Genomic DNA, 19,076 nt, shown 5'->3' on the forward strand with positions numbered 1-19,076 from the left:
AGCACCTTTTTTTCATTTGTTCAATAATCTATAAATCACCACAGCTGTTTCTTCTTTGGTAATCTTCTGCTTAGGCTTGAATTGACCATTCTCATAACCAATAAAGAGTTCTCCGCCTAATGTATTGATCGCTGTTTTTGCCCATGAAGGGATCTTTGTGTTATCAGTAAACTGATATACAGCATTTCCTTGTTGCTTTATAACACTTTGCAGAATTGTAGCCGCTTCTGCTCTTGTTATGATTCGATCCGGTTTAAAAGTTCCGTCTGGATAACCTGAAATGTAGTTCATCTCAGTTGCTTTCACTATATTTGCGGTATACCATTTTTCGCTTATATCACTAAATGTATTGGATGTTGGCAGAGAAGCAGTTGTAACTTCAAGCTGTTCATTTCTGGCGCGAAGTAACATACTTACAAATTCTGCTCTTGTAATACCTGCTGTAGGGTTGAACTTACCTGATTGATCACCATTTACAATGCCGCGGTCAGCTAGATCATTGATAGCACTCTCTGAATACCTTGACTTCACATCAATAAATCGATTAGCTATATCATTATCGTTAGTAATTGGGTGCACAGATAATGTATTATGATCATCTTCTATTTTATCAGGATTATGCTGGTCTATCGTCACTGCCGGGTTCAAAATCGTCGAAGGCACATTTCCTACTGGTTTGTCTTTTGTTTTAAACGTTATACTTTGCACTTCTGATCTAATCCCAGATGAATTTTCAGTCCATACCTTTATGGTATACCGATGTGCATCTGACAAATTGTTAAGTTCAAGTGTTGACGATGATGATCGCTGAAGCTCATTTTTATCATCTTCAAAAACAAATAGATCTAAATCACTTCCATTTAGCGCATGTACAGTTGCCGAAGATGTAGTGATATCTGTTGTATCGAGCTGGAACTCTGAAAAAGGATTCGTTTCAAATGATAACTTATATAAGTCTCCCATAATTCCAGATGAATTCACTGCACGAATTCCAAAATCATTATATGTTGTACTACTTGATAAATGATCTATACGTACCTGATTGTCTTCGGTAGTGTGAATCAGTTGATTACCATCGTACACAAGATAAGACGTTGCCCCTTTAAAAGACTCCCACCCGATCGTAGCAGAATCAGACTGTAGATCTAAAATATTGAGCACATCGGCTTGAGATGGAATAGGTGCTCCTTGATATTGTATCCATAAGCGCTCAGGGCTTTCGCCATTTTTGCCTACAGCCGCAATACCAAAAGAAGATAAAATGCCAGCACCCGGGCTAGACAAGTTTACATGTAATTCACTGGTTGTTTGGATCAATTTCCCATGTGTATCATAAATACGATAATACAGAGCACCTTCAGAAGGTGAAAATGCTAATTGAAAATCAACATTTGTATTGGAGTGTACGTGTCCCGATTTAGGAGCAAGCGGTATAGTCTGAAATTGAAGAGATTGTACAGCAGACTTTCCACTTTCATTGACAGCATACACATGTACCGAATATATCTCACCAGCGGTTAGACCGTTTAAATCAATCGTTGAAGTTGAACTGATATATTCTTTTCCGTTGATGGTCGCTATATAGCTAGAAGCTCCCTTTACAGGGCTAAACTTTAGTTGTGCTGAAGTATATGCAATATCTTCTATGCGCAAATCTTGATGAATAGATTCAGGCAAAGTGATAAACGTCGTATCCGCAGCTTCCCCTGTACCAAAATCGTTAAAAGGAACAACAGAAACTACATGTACACTACCTGCATTCAGTCGAGTAAACTCATAATCTGGATGCTCTGTTGTTGCTGTTTTGATACCGTCCAGATAGATATCATAACCTGTAGCTCCTCGTACATCTCTCCAGACATAAGACGCAGAGTCAGTAGTTACATTTTTCTTTATCAACTCTGTGGCAACAGGTAATGTCGATAATGAGATATTTTTAAAATTACTTTGTCCAGATGCATTGGTTACAGCAATAGCATAATTATAATGAGTCCCTGACATAAGATTATGATCAGCAAAAAGAACATTTGAACTAGGATAAGCTACATTGTATTCGTTATAAGTATTATCTGTAACTGTTGTATACGTTTCTTTGGTAACAGTCACGATATGCTCATCATTGCGTTTGACATCATAATAAACATCTCCTGTTACGCTGTCCCATGATAGTTGTGCAAAATTAGTTCCAACTCCTGTTATATGTAGACCAGCAAGTGAAGGTATTGTCAAAAATGTATAGCGACTCTCCAGACTTTGACCGGATGCATTGACGGCATGAATACTCAATGTATAGCTATGGTTAGGAGCAAGTTGTTCGAATATATGACTTGTATTCATACTTCCGTTTGAAATGATTACTCCATTTTGATCAGCAAGTTCATATAAATAATGTGTAGCAGATGGAACAGATTCTAGCTGTACACGCATAGAAGTCTCAGATAGTGCATAGACTCCTTCTACTCTAGTAACAGCAGGAATTGTTGTATAACTGTAGCTTATAGATTCTCCTCTACCTGATACATTAATAGGTGTGATGACGTAAGTATATTTAGTGCCTGGCGTTAGATCGGTATCTACAAATGAGTTGCTACCAGCAGGTATATTTAATATATTTCCTGTTTGCTGGTTAATCACTTCATAAGATTCATCTTTTCTAGACGGTAATATCCCTTGAATACTGCCTGATGATGAAGAACTTAACTGAATATCATCATGGACAAGTTTTTCTGGTAAAGCTTTAATTTTGATTTCTTTGGAGCGTCCATATGACTCATTGCCTGCTGAATCTAGTGCAAGCACATGAATATACCAGATTCCCTGTTTTTCAGATGGTAATGTAAGAGAAAAGTTCTCGTTACCTTCGATCCACTGTGCATTGACGTCTGGACGAGTACTCTGTTGATTTACAATATAACGAACAGATTGTAATGATCGATCAGCAGTCAGAATATCTACATCCACCTGATTAGCTTGCCAATCGGAGCCATCTGGTGTAAATGAAATTGTCGGCCCTTCTTTGTCAATATTCGCAACTGTGATTGTTTTCGAAGAGGAATTACCTATCCAGTCATACGTAGTAAATGTATAATCTCCATTCTCTGTCACATCATATGTAGTGACTCCTGTTGCTACACTATGGCCATTAGGAAGTGTTGTCTTTGTAATCCAAGTGTCCGGATCATTAGCAGATACATAAATCGTATTTCCATAACGATTTAATTCATTGGATGCAAGCGATAGATTCAATTCTGGTTGGCTATTATCTTGTAAAGTGATCGTTTGTGTTGGGCCGATATTACCATTTCCATCAACTGCTGCTACATGAATAAATGGAGCAGTGGCATTAGGATTTATCGTCATACGAGTATCAGAAGTAGTTATATATCCAGATGTGATTACTGTATTAGGATTATTATCCGGAGTTACAATGTATCCTGCGATGCCAGAAATGACTTTCACTTGAGTAGGATCTTGAACTGAACCTAACGAGCCATCTCTTAATTGACCTTGAATAGTGTATGTATAGTCTGATCCATTATCTATTGGAGCTGCCCATGTTAGAACGACATTTTTATGTGAAGGAGCAAATGTGTAGTTCAGACTTTCAACTTTGTTAGGTTTCTCCATATCTACAGCAGCATTATCGTTATAATTTGAATCGTAACCAGCATAGATTTGTTGACCATTTCGGTAAATAATTGCTTTTTGTGCATAACCGATTTTGAACTCATCCAACTGCATAATACCGTTGGTAGATGAAGTGAAGCTAAGATTTGCTCCGTATTTACCGAGGTCAAACTGTGTCGTATCTGCCGGAATATCAAGGCTGCGACTGTAAGTTGTCCAATCTGGATGATACCCTATATCAGCCATCCCAGTACCAAAATCTCCATACGGAAAAGTAACGAGCGAGTCTCCCGGCTGAAATGTATATTCTCCATTACTAGTCATACCTGATGCTCCTATCGTTGTATACCAGAACGAAGAATTCGAAGAGTCTAGCACTAGTGACTGAGTTGCAGCTTGATATTTATAATAAGCAACTGCCCAGTGCCAATCGGTATTGGCAGAACTAAGTATCGTTAGAAATTTTCCATCAGGCCAATTGGGAGTCCCTCCATCCACATATACAGGAATGATTTGAGGCGTATTTGCTGGCTTGCCCGGAACAATAGAGGTGGTATTTCTAAAGCGGACAATCCTTCCACTATCATCTGTTAATTGGAGCCCTTTTTTACCACGAATATCACTAAATTGAACAGCGCTTTGATTGGTTGATCCAGATAAAGAACGCATATCATATTGAGCTTGAAGTCGTGCTCCTTGTTGCAGACTTGCTATAGAAGTTCGAGCTAAGCTTGTATCGCTAGATGTACTAGGATATCCATATGCATTACCTTTACGGTTAGTGATCGTATCTGCAATTTGTAATGAAGTACCTTTATCTGTAGAGACATAGGATTGATTCCCCTGGTTACCGCTACCACCGTAATAGGTAGAAAATTGGTTGGATTCAAAGTTAGTTTTATACAGCACCTCACTATCTGGCATAATTACAGAAAAATTTAATGAAACCAAGTTAGTGCTGGCTTTTGCAGATGTGATATCGGCTGTCACGTTTGCAGCATGAACACTTGGGATTGGCCCGAATACAGATGTTAAAATAAGAATACTTAACGAAGTTTGAAGTAGTTTACGATTAAATACTAAGCGATGGAATTCATTATAAATAGTTGGTATCGCTTGCTGATCAATAATTTTTTTAGAATTTTTCATAATATATGCTCCTTTATAAAACAAAAAAAGCACCTCGCCGCAGATACAGAGTATCTACAAGCGAGGTGCTTCCTCGTAATTTCATTTAATTGAGTATATCATAACTGCATTTTGAAGAAAAAGCAAAGAGAATTCGCAAATATATAGATAAGTTAACTTGATATTATTCATTTTATAAAATAGTTTACTCAAGCAACTTTTTTATACATTTTGTATGATTAAGAAAACGTTGAGTAGCAGACAATTATCCTACTCTTTTTATTACGCTTAATACGTTGATAAATTTCTTCAATACCGCTTATGAACATAGATTATATTGATATCTGCGATCAGTGTATATCACTCTTTCTATAATCCATATTAACAATCTTTTTATTTATTATTCCTACTCTTTTAATAAACTTCTTATCAATACCAAAAAAATATAAAGTTGAGTTACTTGACTTTGTATTAAGCTTACCTTATATTTATCCATGTAAGTAATTTGCAATGGAGGTTTGAACATGAGTAGACTTAATGGTAAAAAAGCACTTATTACAGGTGGCACTAGCGGAATTGGTTTGGAAACAGCTAAGCAATTTTTAGCAGAAGGTGCTAGTTTGATTGTTACCGGCGTAACTCCGGAAAATGTAGAAAAAACGCAAAAGGAACTTGGAGATCAAGTCCTTGTGCTTCAAGCAGATTCTCGAGACCTTAAAGCTCAACGTCAATTGGCTGAACGTGTTGGACAACATTTTGGCAAGCTAGATATTGCTTTCTTAAACGCAGGTGTATCCCACTGGCGTCCATTTGATCAAATCGATGAAACTAACTTTGATCGCTTGTTCTCTATCAATGTAAAAGCTCCATTTTTCTTAATGCAAGCATTAGTTCCTGTAATGGCGAATCCATCCTCTGTTGTACTTATGGGATCAAGCAGTTCTCATGCAGGGTATACAAATTCTAACGCTTATGCAGCTACCAAAGGTGCTATTTCTACTCTAACCAAAGCATGGAACTCTGACTTATTGTCGTCTCATGGGATTCGTTTCAATACAGTGAGCCCGGGACCAATTGATACACCACTTTATGATAAAAATAAACTGGGTATTACTGAAGAAGTTCGTGACATTGTTATGGACGGTATTCGTGATGGTATTCCAGCTGGACGCTTAGGTACAGCTGAAGAAATCGCGAAAGCTGTCGTTTATCTAGCTTCAGATGAGTCACGCTTTACTATTGGGGTTGACTTGATTCTGGATGGCGCTCAAACGATTCTTTAAAAAGTTAAAATTAATGCTGCTTAGAGCCCTTCATGGGCACTTAAGCAGTTTTTTCTTTTAGAATACTTTCAATTGTTGTATAGTATACAAGAGGGTTTTACCCCTCCGATAGGACTTAAATCCAACTTTGGAGTGGACATATGGGCATAAAATCAACTTACCATGAACGTATAAAAGAAGAAAAAAGAGCATGTGTTATTGCTGCAGCGCAAGAACTTTTTTTTGAAAAAGGATATGCACGTACCACATTATCTCAGATCGCAAAAGGTGCTGGTCTCTCTACCGGAACATTATTTAATCATTTTCCAACAAAGGAATTGATCTTCGAAACGATCGTCAAGCATTTTTGGGAGCTTGATCCTGAATGGGATCTTCCACCAGTACTTGGCTCTCCTTTGCAAGGATTAATAAAATTCGGACGAGACTATGCATGCGTACTGACTCGTGATGGAATGGCTCCTTTGTTTCGAGTTGTTATTGCAGAGGCCAAGCAGTTCCCCGAACTCAGTCTTTTTCATTATGAACTGGGCGAAGGTGCTGTGCATCAGAAGTTGACGCAATATTTACTCGATGAAGTTGAGCTGGGTAATATTAGTTTGCCTGATGCGTCAAAAGCGGCTAACGAATTTATGAGTACAATTGCAGGACAAGTGCTATGGCCTAAAATGCTACTACTCGATTTCAGTATCTCTCGAGAACAGGCTTTTCAAATATCAGATGAAGCTGCTTATATGATCATCAATAAGTACGATAGCTAAAGTAGACGAATACAAGTAATCTCATAAGATGAGAGCTCTTGTATTCGTCTTTTGCATTCTAATTACTTATTATTCGTGTTGATTTATACCATATATATGCGTTTTTACAACATAAAAACAGCCTATCAAATGATAGACTGTCTCAGGTATCTAGCTTTTATTTTGGTTTGGAATAGTCTACTAACATCAATACTTTATTAGGAACCCAACCCTTTTCCCCGTCTGTCGTATGTACCAAACTCCATTCATTCAACTCATATTCTTGCTCTACGATCATACCGGGATTTACGGTTAATTCATAAGCAGAATAATCTGTTAAAACGGTAGAAATTTGATTTGCATCAGGCGAGCTTAATATTTGCTTGGGAACCCAACCATGCTTTTGAGAATGAACATCTTCACAAAAAATCCAATTCGGAAATTCGGTATCTTCTCTTCCATATAAGACAGTATCGCCTTTAGCCAATACAATAGGATCTGGATAATTTGAAAAATGAGAGTGAACCACTTGATATCGCTTCATTCTCAGTACCTCCATACATATCATTGCAAAATATTTAAATGCCAAAGTGAAGAATAGACTTATTATTGCTATAAGCTTCAATAGCTAGATTTATTAATAATTGTAATTCGTTTTGCACAGTCTTGCGGAGAACTCGATTTCTAGTACTTTCCCAGTAGCCTTCTTCGTGCTCTGTTTCTTTCCAAACGGTCTCACCTCTCAAACTAAATATGTCTGGTGCTTCTTCTATAAAATTAAGCCATTTTTCTAAAAGCTGTTTTAACTTTCCAGACTCTGTTGTAGATATAATAGTTAAGCCATAATACGTTAATCCTCTGGTACTTTGTTGTGTTGCAGGATCATAAGTAGGTATCCAGTTCAAAAAATCCATTAGATACAAAATCATATCATCAGATATACTTGCTTTTTGTGTCCATGTATAACGATTAGATCTGTACCATTCATACACATTTTCCATATCAAAATCGTTGTTAATTAGAAAAAATTCATGTTCTAAACTCATTGTATCCACCTGGGTTGACCCCGTGTTTATGTATTGGTATTACATCCACTATATTATCATAGTTAGAAGCCATAAAAAAAGCCGCTATTTAGCGACTTTTAAGAATATCTTATTGTAATCCTCTGTGTAGTTTTATTGAATAGAAAAGACTTCTTTCTTCAGCAAGCTTTCTGGTTTCTTCCCAATAGGATCACTGTGGAAATAATCGCGAATGACTCCATCTTGTAGATAGTTAGCGATAGATATCATGATCATTCCTTGATCAAGAGCAAGATACGCTTTGGCAAGCTCACCTGTCTTTACATTCACAGAGTCATAAAAACCGTACTTTCCAGCCATCTTTAATTTTTGAAGTGCTTTGATGTTCTTTTGTGCGGCTTCAGGTGCATATTCTAAGGCTAGAAATGTTGCATGAGCCGTTACAGTTGTACTGTCTTTGTATCCTGATATTCCAAGCGGTGTAGCTGCAAATTCACTATATCCTGTTGGTGTTGCAGCAGGTGAGAATCCCCATGCAGCATATCCTTTATCTTTGGCATATTGAATTTGTAATTGAACATGGCGTTTATTATTGAGTCCAAGTGCTCGGGTACCTAGTTCTTTTTCTTTGATGACCATGCCTGGCATCAGTGCCTCGAACATGCTACCGCCCCAGCTTGGGACGAATTTTTTATTTTTATATACATAGCTTCCTTCAAATAACTTTACTCCATCGTACTTGACTGTTTTGCCTTGAGGAACTTGAGATTGCCAATCGAATTCCGCTGGCATTGTGCGGTACATTTTCCACCAATGCTCTTTGGGAACATCGCCTTTGCCGATCGCAATATAACTTGCTACACGTGGCTCTGTATAAAAAGAACCATAATGATGTTCTGTCAGTTCTCCTTTAGCTACATCATATCCACCATGGAATTGACCCACTTCGGGATCGTATAATGTTGTATAGTTCATAGCGTTAACCAGTTGGCTCGTCTGCTCATGAAGTTCTTGGTATGCCTGACCTACTACAATCAGACCTGCTGACATCCAGCCATTATCTACTTGAGAAATAAATTGCCCCCAGTCTTTTTTCAGTGATCCGTCTTCGGTATTGTACCAGTTGTAAAATAACCCGTTCCATTTATCCATCTTTTCAAGAGAATTTAGTGTTGTTTGCAGTCGTGTTACTGCTTCTTTTTTGCTAATAATACCTAATTTCTGGGCAGAAACAGTACTCATCATATACATAGAGATATTAGTAGGTGATGTCCGTTTTGCTTCTTCTGTTCCTTTTTCAGTCGTTCTAACTTCGTCGTATGTTAAGCCAGTCACCGTATCTGTATAGTCTGTAAAGTATGCATATGTTTTCTTTGCAACCGCTTTCAATTCAGTGTTGAATGCAGCCTTTTTACTTGAAGATGGTGAAGCTGAAACCATAGGAGTGAAAGTTAAACCCGTTAACAGGCAAAAAGCTACAAATAGACTCAATACTTTTACTTTGTTCATTTACTTTTCTCCTTCCAAATAAAATTTGAAACGTTTCGCCATTTATAATAACATGAATGTTTCATCACAGTAAACCATTAATTGATAACGCTTACTAAAAGGATAGAATCAGACTACCTTTTCTGCTTGCGATGCGAAACGTTTCTTTTTTACTATATTATTGATGGCTATAGCGGTTTTATTTGATTTATATACTTGGCATTACTTTGATGTACGCTAATCATATATCTGCAAATACCAAAAAGAGAACGATCTATAATAGACCGCCCTCTTCTTAATCAGAATCGATATGTTAGTGATCCAGAAATACAAGCTGAATCAAGAATAATACTGCAAAAATATAGAAAATCGGATGAACTTCTTTACCTTTACCACGAAGAAGCTTGAGCAACGGATAGAAAATAAAACCAAAACCAATCCCTGTTGCAATACTGTGTGTTAATGGCATTAAAATAATAATTAAGAAAGCTGGAAATGCTACTTCGAGATCTTTCCAGTCAATTTTGTTAATTACGCTGATCATAAAGTAACCCACAATAATCAATGCCGGTGAAGTGATCGCTGAAATACCGGATAATACACTGACAATAGGTGCAAAGAATAACGTAAGTGCGAGTAGAACACTGACTGTAATCGCCGTTAGCCCTGTACGACCGCCAGCAGCAACACCTGTGCTAGACTCGATATAAGCCGAAGTTGGACTCGTTCCAAGTAAAGAACCTGTTGTCGTTCCTACTGCATCTGCTAGTAGCGCACCACGAGACCGCGGGAATTTGCCATCTTTGTTAAGTAGTCCTGCTTGTTCAGCAACACCAAGCATGGTTCCTGTAGTATCAAATAAAGTAATTAATAAGAATGTGAATATGATCGTATATAGACCATTTGAGAATACTCCTGCTAGATCGAGTTGGAAAGCGGTTGTAGAAAGCCCTTGCGGCATAGCCATAATCGATGCAGGCAATTGGAACAATCCTAAAATCCAAGCAAGAATAGCGGTAACGACCATACCTATAAACAGGTACCCTTTTACATTATAAGCCATCAGAACGACAGTGATCAGTAATCCAATAATCGTTAGATACGTCATTGGCTCTGTCAAATTACCAATCGTAATTAGATTGGATTCGGAAGCAATAATAATACCAGAGTTCTGTAAACCCACTGTGGTAATAAAAAGCCCGATCCCTGCGGTAATCGCATGCTTCAAACTTGCCGGAATTGCATCCAGCAACATATAACGGAATGAAGTCACCGATAAAATAATAAACAAAATCCCTGCGATAAATACTGCGCCTAAAGCAACTTGCCAGGTTACACCATATCCACCGACAACACTATAAGCAAAAAATGCATTCAGACCCATACCCGGTGCTAACACAATCGGATAATTAGACCATAATCCCATAATCAGAGTTGCTACAATACTTGCTAGAATCGTAGCAATAAATACCCCATTAAAATCCATACCCGTACTACTAAGTATTCCCGGATTTACGATAACGATATAGACCATCGTAAAAAATGTAGTTAAGCCTGCAATAATTTCTGTTGAAACGGTGGTGCCTCTTTCTTTGAGTTTGAACCAGTTATCCATGGTAAAGCCATCCTCCACTCCGTATCTATTCATAAACGCTAAAAAATCCTAATTCTTTTATAGGATGATATGAGTTGTACTCCTATAATAGTCATAAGGATTTAACACATAGGCTTATGAATAAAATCAAGGCAATAATAGTTATTATTCGCTTTAAATCTGACGTCCATTTCGAATTTTAATGAATATAACGTATATTGTCAATGAAATATTGTTCTTTATGTCTTTATTTACGAACTATCTATTTATTTTTCGGATTTTTATTCGTTTTTATTTCAAGCATTTTATTCATTAATTATTGCTTTATTTTATCGTATCCCTTTTGCCGCTAGAATATTTCGATCATATGTGACTACAGAAATCTGTATAGTGCAAAGAAGTAAAAAGACAGCCCTTTTAGGCTGTCTTTTGTTTTATTATCGTTAGTATTAGTTGTAAGAATATTATTAATTACTTGTATATCTTACCCAATCATATTCTGCATACAATGGATTGGCTCCATTATAAGAACCTAACCAATCGTCTACTCCTTTGCCATTCCAGATATTCATCATAATTTTACCTGCATTGGTTGGAATATTAGTAGTTGCTGTATGTTTGAGCACGCCATCGACATACCATTTGATTGAATTAGGCTGCCAATCGAAAGCATACGTATGGAAACCTTGCGAAGCATCAAAGCCCAGGTTAATAACCTTCTCATGATTTCCTACACCATTGGTATAGTAGTTTAATTGTACTTTAGTCGTATCTTTACCTAAAAATTCAATATCAATCTCATCCCAAGGTGTACCATCTGTAGGTCCTGTATACGTGAAGAAGGAAGAAACAATACCTGTGTTTTTGGCAGGTTTCATACTAACTTCATACAAACCGTACTTATATTTGTTGGTTGAGCGGTATTCTGCACAGTCAAATTTATTTGTCGCTGAACTGGTTAGGCCCAATCTAAGCTTACCATCACTTGTAAAATTAGCATTGTTGGCACGCCATGTACAATTGAACATATCTCCATTAGAGTAGCCATCTGCTTTTTGCCATGTGCTTGCATTAAAATACGTTAATGGCTCCCAAAATACAGTTCCTGCAAAAGCACTAACTGATACAAACAGCGAGATAATACCTGTAGTTACTAATGTGATCCAAGATTTCTTTTTCATAAATACCTCCATCTGAATATGAGATAAAAGCAATACTATAAAATGATGTTTACACTTTTACAGATCATTTCCTAGTCATTCCATCCTTACAATGTTGCTTACATATTAAGAACCAAACTGCCAGTAATCTAGATTGAACAGATTAGCATTGCCTGATCCTGTAAATACAAGATATACATTATGAACACCAGTTACATTATTGATCGTTGTCTGCATTTCTTTCCAGTTCTGCATCCCTCCAGTCGAAGTTACTTTCAATGTACCTACTAATGGACCGGTATCACTATCCAGTCGCACTTCAATATTTCCACCGCTAGTAGCAGCTACATTAGCTTTGAACGACTTGGCTCCACTTGAACCAAAATCCGCTCTACCTACAGCTACCCAATCACCATTGTTAATATTTGTTACATTAAGATTGCTAATCGGACCACCGCTTGCTTGGGTTGGTTCTGTAGCAATTCCAGCTTGCCATCCAATTGTCTCTGCTTCTACTCTTGTATAAGGATTGATATTCGATAATTGAGAGACTCCAGTCATATTTGCTTGTACTTCAGCAATACTGCCATCTCCGTTATGAACTAACTTATTGATATGCGGTGAACGATAACCTTTGCCTGTGCCAATTTGAGCTTTACTGACCGTTTGCGCATGGTACACGACATACCATTCATTTTTAAAATTAAATACAGCATGATGGTTGTTACCACCTACACCAAAGAAGTTATACGGATTTTTGAGGAAATGACCTTTGTACGTAAAAGGCCCCATCGGATTATCACTTACCATATAACCGATCTCACCTGCTGGATATTGTGCAGGATGTGTACCTGCAAAATTGATGCAGTAGGAATAATAATATTTTCCGTTGTATTTATGAATACCCGAATCTTCAAACATATAAGGAGCATCAATAGTAGTCGCACTTCCATTCACACTAATCATATCTGCTCCCAATTTGATCACTCTGGCTGTTTTCGGATTGGCAATAGAAGCAGGGTTAGATTCATTAGGGATTCCGCCTCCGCTATACAAATATCCGTTACCATCATCATTCACAAGAACAGCTGGATCGAAAAGCCATGTGACCCCTGCCATACCCGGCGTACTTTGAGTCACCAAAGCTTTGCCTAGTGGATCTGTCCAAGGTCCAATCGGAGTATCAGCTGTTAAGACACCGATTCCTGCTCCGCCATTAGCAAAATATAAAAAGAATTTATCTTTACCATTTATTTTCTTAGTCGCAACTGCTGGAGCCCATGAATTGCCAGCCCATTTAGCGATTCCTTTTCCACCGTTTTTGTTATTAGCTCCGGCAACCGGTACTGTTCCATGATCGGTCCAATTCACCATATCTGCTGAAGAGATCACTTGAATACGATCGAGTGAGCTAAAATCATTTTCTTTGATTGATCCATCACTGTTATACACATAAGTATCGCTAGACATGTAAATATACACTCTTCCGTTATAAACCAATGAATACGGATCAGCTCCAAGTTTGTGATCCATCAAAGGATTCGAATTCCCCGGAAGCTTGGCTAATGGTCGATTAGCAGCATCAACACTTACTGTAGAGAAAATACTGAACAATAAAGCGAAGGAAAGAAACAAAGCCAAACATTTTCTACTCATCTGCGTACCTCCATAGTTTTATATAGTATAAAACTGAGCTATCCATTATTTTAGAGATAGAGAATAGACTCAGATTTGTACTTACAAGAAAAATAATCATACAAAAACACAAAATGTTAACGCTTACATAATCCATTAAAAAAATAATTACCAACGTCTTATGGCATCAGTGATACCGGCACAAAAGTATAAATATGTATTTAATTGAAAATAATGTTTTATTCGAAATTATCATAACATGACCTCTGTAATATAACAACATTCTGACATATAATAATAACGCTATCGCCAATAGATCAGATAGATTAACAACAGAAAGAGCCAATGAAGGAATTCATCGGCTCTTTTTTTTAAGCTTGTAGCGGTCTAGCTTCGACCATGAGCATGTATTCTTTACGCTCTTTAATGAGCCATTTTCCATTTTGATGTACATAAAGCTCATGATATTGAATACTGTAATCAGATAAAATATCCACTCAAAGAAGCAAAGGCCATTATCAGCCTGTGCTCTATATGAATTCTATTAAGATAATCGTTTATCTACACCATATTGATAAGGCACACCAAGATTTTCTCTTAATGTATCTCCATTATAATCTTCATGGAATAAACCACGTTCCTGTAAGATAGGAACCACTTCTTCTACAAAACGTTTAAAGTCGGTTTCATAAGCATCTGGGAGTATCCAAAAGCCGTCTGCTGCGCCACTTTCAAACATTTCAGTTAGGTAATCTGCAGTTTCTTTTGCATCACCTAATGTTGCAGGATGGTAATCAATCACAGAATGATAAATGATATCGCGTAATGTCCAACCTTCACGTGCCACTTTTAAAACGTTCTCGGCACGAGGATCAGAGTAACCGCCGATTTTTACTTTGTCTAAAAGTTCTGGTGCGATCGGGCGTTCTAAATCTTCAGGAGTTAAGCTGATTCCTAGTACCATTCCGATATGAAATGCACGTTGTTGTACTATATTTTCATCCATAAAACTTGCGTGACGATCTATTGCTTCGCGTTTAGAATTTGCAACAACCGGCATGAGTCCTGCGATAAATTTAATCTCATCTGGATTTCGACCCGCGTCTATCGCAACCTGGCGTAGTGCATTTCTTGTAGCAATACCTTGTTCTCTCGTCCATACTTCACCAATCATTGCACTCGCATAGCGTCCTGCAAATTCAATACTATTTGGAGATCCACCAGAGTGAAAGATGACCGGTTGTCCTTGTGGTGAAGGTGGAATTGGCAAGGCTCCAATTGCCTGTATATATTTACCAGATATATGGACAGGTTTTACTTGGCTATAATCCGCAAATATACCGGTTTCTTTATCAGCTTTTAGAGCATCTTTTCCCCATGTTGCCCATAAGTGCTGTACAGTTTCTACGAACTCATAATGACTTTCATAACGTGATCTACTATCCATTAGTTTTACACCAAAGTTTTCTGCTACCTTTGGACTTGATCCCGTAACTGCATTCCAAGCAATACGTCCACCACTCATTAAATCTATCCCTTTAAATTGACGTGCTAAAGTAAAAGGATTATTCCACTGAGTATGTACAGTTGACGCCACACCAATGTGTTTTGTTTGTTGTAATATTGCAGTGGCAGTAATGATAGGTTCAAGCGTCATCGCTGGCACCTCCCTGTTATCATCGGGTATTGCTCCAGGGAAATCACCTACAAATAGAAATTGAAATTTACCTTTTTCAGCAAGTTGAGCATATCGAATATCTGCATTAATATCTGGATAAGTAGTCACATTGACACCTTCACTTTTCCAAGCTTTAGCATTTGCACCGTATGCCCCTGTAAATCCTAAACCAAGCAACATTTGTTTTTTTTCAGACATAAATAAATCCTCCTAATTTATTTTCATATGGTATCTACTTGCTAAGCCCTGTAAACAAACTTCAAGAACCCTCTCAAATCTGTCAATTAAAGACATGGGACGACGATACGATTTAACCGATGAAGAATGGAACGCTATCAAGCCTTTTCTGCTACCTGCCCGAAAAACACAAGGAGGACGACCTTCGAAAGATCGTAGACATCGACTGAATGCGGTACTTTGGGTCGCGCGCACCGGAGCGGCTTGGCGGGATTTGCCCTACCTGGTATCCGCCAAGCGCTAAATTCTCCCCCATATCCTGAAACCATTTGTATCGCTCTTATCATGAAAACAAATTTAAAAATTCGTATAAGAAATAATTTAAGAAACTCTATCTTTATTTAGCCCACTAAGTATTTTCTTAAAAGTCATACACCAAAAACTGTCGGTTACATTTCCTCACTAAATTTCTCTGTGAAAACAAAAAAATTAGCGGACTAAATATTAATTTAAAGAAAAATCAAAATAAATTTTTCTCCATTCGAATCATCAATTCTTTTAAAATAAGCGTTCTTCCTCTGTAAGATAGATTCGCATTAATCTTGCATTTTGTTCATCCCGTTTACGATGTACAAATCCATTTTGCTCCAACGATTTAACCATATTTGTCACCATAGGAGGCTCACATTTTAAATGTTCATATAGTTACTTCTGGGTAATCCCATCCCCTGAAAACAAGCGAAAAAACAAATTATCTTGACCTACATAGAGATTAAGTTCTCTCAAACTTTCGTTATAATCTCTATACATTCGAGATGAGATTTTATCTAATAATTGACGAATATCGCAATCAATTTGATTATTCACTGCTGAACCTCCACTACCCAAAATATATTTAGCACACTAAATTTATCATGAGAGAATTTAGCTGTCAACAGAATTCCTTAGCATGCTAATAAATATTTGCCGTTTGACCGTTCCAATTGATCTAAAGTAACCGAAAAAGTGAGCATCGCACAGGATCGAAACCTTTTGACCTGAAGCTTGGGATGGCCATTAGTTAGAAAAATTGTTTTTAGCAGAAAGCTAGTCACAGTGCTTCATATCCAAAGAAAGAACAACTCGTAGCTGATTTGTTCTTTTAACCCTGCTTTTTTGTATGGTATAAAATTAAAAATTCATACATAATTATCATATTTCATTTAAACTAAAAGGTTTTTCTCACGACTTAATTTTACCTACATATCTTTTTCACAAGTTAGGAACGATTGAATGGTGGATTGTCAATCAGATGCCACAATCGCCTGATGAGATTTCTAATCAATTATGGGGGTTACTCAAACGAAATCAAGTTATTCATTAGTCACAACTAAAATAACTAAAACAAAAAAACGACTCCAATGTGTAGTCGTTTTTGTTTTTGGTGCTACTGTATTCATCATATGGTTTACACTATGCTTCTAAGATTCTACTACTCGCTCTAATAAATCTCCTAATTTTTCTGCCATTTCTTTAGGTGTGTAAGGCATCTCATTTTTGATCCACCACTCTACGACACCTACATATGCATTAGCTACAAATTCAGCGACAACTTCTTCATTCTGGCCTTTATTTCTACCTTTAGTAATATCAATATCTTTTTTGAATTCTTTAATATTATGCTGAACAAATTGATTACGGAAAAAAGAAGCACCTTCACTAGCTAGCATAGTCGAAAAGAACAAATAATTTTCTTCCAAATACTCTATACAAAGTACCGTAGATTCGAACCAATCCAGTTCAGCTTCTGTCTCGCAGATCTCAGACATATTTAAAATATGCTCCTCAATAATCTTATCGATCAGATCGAATTTATCCAGATAATGAAGATATACTGTCGCACGATTGATATTCGCTCGATCAGCTATATCTTGAATCGTAATACTTTCAAATTTCTTTTCTGACATTAATTCTAAAAATGCTTTTTTTATCGCTTCCTGAGTTCTCAACACTCTTCGATCTACTTTTACCATGTGGGTTCTACACATCCTTATTTATTATCAACAATATTTATAAAATTGTCGTATAAACATCATCTAGAGTGAAATTAACGATTTGCATATCTTGTAATAGATCTACTCCAGTTATAAATTATAGACAGTTGTTGTAAAAACATCAATTGTAGTATCCCCATCTAAAAATATCGCTTTTAGGATAAACGTACGGGATAAAGATAGGAGTCGGACTATGAATAAAGGAAATCGTTTACTGCTCATCATACTTACGATCGGTGTATTTGGTATCATCAATACTGAGATGGGCGTGATTGGCATACTGCCCTCTATAGCAGAGCATTTTAATGTGAGTGTGACCAAAGCAGGACTGTTGGTCAGTTTATTTGCTTTGATCGTAGCTATCTCAGGACCGACGATGCCATTACTTTTCTCAGCTATTAATCGGAAATATGTAATGTTACTGGTGTTAGGCGTGTTTGTTATAAGCAATACCATGTCGTTATTGACTACTGATTTTACAGTGCTGTTGATTGCTCGGATTTTGCCTGCTTTTTTTCATCCTATCTATTGTTCGTTAGCATTTACAGTCGCTGCTTCTTCAGTAAGTGAACAGGAAATGCCTAAAGCTGTAAGTAAAGTCTTTATAGGTGTGTCTGCTGGAATGGTAGCAGGTGTACCGATAGTTAGTCTGATCAATACAGTCTTTTCGCTACAGATGGCTATGGCCTTTTTTGTTGTGATCAATGCAATCATATTTGTAGCTACTTTATTCTTTATACCTTCGATGCCTGTTGTCAAAAAGCTTTCTTATCGTAAACAATTATCTGTTATGGCCAAACCTGTATTATGGATTTCTATAATGGCTGTTATTTTTTTGAATGCATCTATTTTTGGTGTTTATAGTTATTTTGCAGACTATCTAATTACAGTTACACATATGGCTCCAAGTTTGATCAGTGCTACGTTATTTATTTTCGGTGGTGCTAATATAATCGGAAATATCGTATCAGGACGATTGCTGATATCGCGTACCACTCAGACTATATTTGGTTTTCCTTTGTTATTAGGAGTTGTCTACCTGATCATGTTTGTAGCAGGTCAATCCACCTTAGCTATAATGATGATTACTTTAGTATGGGGAATCTTAGTCGGAGGAATGATGGCAAATATCAATCAATACCTGATTGCTACGACAGCGCCTGAAGCACCTGATTTTGCTAATGGCTTATTTATATCTGCTTGTAATCTAGGCACAACGATTGGTGCAGCCGGAGGAGGGTTATTGTTAGCAGGATTTAATACATCCTATATCGTATTTGTAGGCATTCTATCCTTAATCATTAGTCTAGTGGTGCTATTATTTAGAAATGCTATTAGCAAGAATGATAAGCTAACTGCTGTTTCTTTATAAATAAGTTTGCAAATCTATCAACTTAACTATGATTAAGTAACGATTCATATAATTCATATCAAAAAGCTAGTAAAGCCCTCTGTATGAGTGACTCTACTAGCTTTTTTTAGTTTTAGTTTACTTGGATGGTGGCTGGTAT

13 protein-coding genes and 2 pseudogenes are annotated in these 19,076 nt (G+C 37.1%); 4 read left to right on the top strand and 11 right to left on the bottom strand.

What is annotated here, in order from left to right:
- Nucleotides 1–12: 12 nt before the first annotated feature.
- Nucleotides 13–4,776, bottom strand: coding sequence for an S-layer homology domain-containing protein (locus tag QE450_RS08250; protein WP_307298426.1), 4,764 nt, complete (start codon nt 4,774–4,776; stop codon nt 13–15).
- Between the two features lie 503 nt (nt 4,777–5,279).
- Here QE450_RS08250 and QE450_RS08255 point away from each other — a divergent pair.
- Nucleotides 5,280–6,038 (top strand): SDR family oxidoreductase, encoded by a 759-nt coding sequence (locus QE450_RS08255; RefSeq protein WP_307298428.1) that lies wholly within the window; start codon nt 5,280–5,282, stop codon nt 6,036–6,038.
- Between the two features lie 140 nt (nt 6,039–6,178).
- A complete protein-coding gene (locus QE450_RS08260) occupies nt 6,179–6,796 on the top strand; it encodes a TetR/AcrR family transcriptional regulator (protein ID WP_301262305.1) in 618 nt (205 codons plus the stop codon).
- Between the two features lie 157 nt (nt 6,797–6,953).
- Here the strand turns inward: QE450_RS08260 and QE450_RS08265 are convergent, their stop codons facing one another.
- The 7 genes from QE450_RS08265 to QE450_RS08295 all read right to left on the bottom strand — a co-directional run bounded on the left by QE450_RS08265 (nt 6,954) and on the right by QE450_RS08295 (nt 15,553).
- Nucleotides 6,954–7,319, bottom strand: a complete 366-nt coding sequence (locus QE450_RS08265; RefSeq protein WP_307298431.1) for an SH3 domain-containing protein — start codon at nt 7,317–7,319, stop codon at nt 6,954–6,956.
- A gap of 34 nt (nt 7,320–7,353) precedes the next feature.
- Nucleotides 7,354–7,821, bottom strand: coding sequence for a coagulation factor 5/8 type-like protein (locus tag QE450_RS08270; protein WP_307298434.1), 468 nt, complete (start codon nt 7,819–7,821; stop codon nt 7,354–7,356).
- A 132-nt stretch (nt 7,822–7,953) separates the two neighbouring features.
- Nucleotides 7,954–9,309 (bottom strand): glucoamylase family protein, encoded by a 1,356-nt coding sequence (locus QE450_RS08275; RefSeq protein ID WP_307298436.1) that lies wholly within the window; start codon nt 9,307–9,309, stop codon nt 7,954–7,956.
- 292 nt (nt 9,310–9,601) lie between these two features.
- Nucleotides 9,602–10,903, bottom strand: a complete 1,302-nt coding sequence (locus QE450_RS08280) for an NCS2 family permease (protein WP_274169961.1) — start codon at nt 10,901–10,903, stop codon at nt 9,602–9,604.
- Between the two features lie 446 nt (nt 10,904–11,349).
- Entirely contained in the window at nt 11,350–12,063 is a 714-nt protein-coding gene (gene bglS, locus QE450_RS08285) for a beta-glucanase (protein ID WP_307298438.1), read from the bottom strand.
- Nucleotides 12,064–12,168: 105 nt separating this feature from the next.
- Nucleotides 12,169–13,698, bottom strand: coding sequence for a glycoside hydrolase family 43 protein (locus QE450_RS08290; protein ID WP_274169960.1), 1,530 nt, complete (start codon nt 13,696–13,698; stop codon nt 12,169–12,171).
- Nucleotides 13,699–14,221: 523 nt separating this feature from the next.
- Nucleotides 14,222–15,553 (bottom strand): NtaA/DmoA family FMN-dependent monooxygenase, encoded by a 1,332-nt coding sequence (locus QE450_RS08295; RefSeq protein WP_307298443.1) that lies wholly within the window; start codon nt 15,551–15,553, stop codon nt 14,222–14,224.
- Nucleotides 15,554–15,647: 94 nt separating this feature from the next.
- On the opposite strand from QE450_RS08295, the pseudogene QE450_RS08300 reads away from it, so the two are divergent.
- Nucleotides 15,648–15,812 (top strand): annotated as a pseudogene (locus QE450_RS08300) (transposase); the annotation flags it as partial.
- 278 nt (nt 15,813–16,090) lie between these two features.
- Here QE450_RS08300 and QE450_RS08305 read toward each other — a convergent pair.
- The 3 genes and pseudogenes from QE450_RS08305 to QE450_RS08315 form a co-directional block, all read right to left on the bottom strand.
- Nucleotides 16,091–16,222 (bottom strand): annotated as a pseudogene (locus tag QE450_RS08305) (MarR family transcriptional regulator); the annotation flags it as partial.
- A gap of 15 nt (nt 16,223–16,237) precedes the next feature.
- Complete coding sequence (locus tag QE450_RS08310) at nt 16,238–16,399, bottom strand: hypothetical protein (protein ID WP_274169957.1); 162 nt, start codon at nt 16,397–16,399, stop codon at nt 16,238–16,240.
- Nucleotides 16,400–16,992: 593 nt separating this feature from the next.
- A complete protein-coding gene (locus QE450_RS08315; protein ID WP_301262323.1) occupies nt 16,993–17,544 on the bottom strand; it encodes a TetR/AcrR family transcriptional regulator in 552 nt (183 codons plus the stop codon).
- A gap of 214 nt (nt 17,545–17,758) precedes the next feature.
- On the opposite strand from QE450_RS08315, the gene QE450_RS08320 reads away from it, so the two are divergent.
- On the top strand, nt 17,759–18,937 hold the full coding sequence (locus tag QE450_RS08320; protein ID WP_307298449.1) for an MFS transporter: 1,179 nt from the start codon (nt 17,759–17,761) through the stop codon (nt 18,935–18,937).
- The last annotated feature ends 139 nt before the right edge of the window (nt 18,938–19,076 follow it).

Origin of the sequence: Paenibacillus sp. SORGH_AS_0306, assembly GCF_030819345.1 — a bacterium.
In the GTDB taxonomy this organism is placed as follows: domain Bacteria; phylum Bacillota; class Bacilli; order Paenibacillales; family Paenibacillaceae; genus Saccharibacillus; species Saccharibacillus kyungheensis.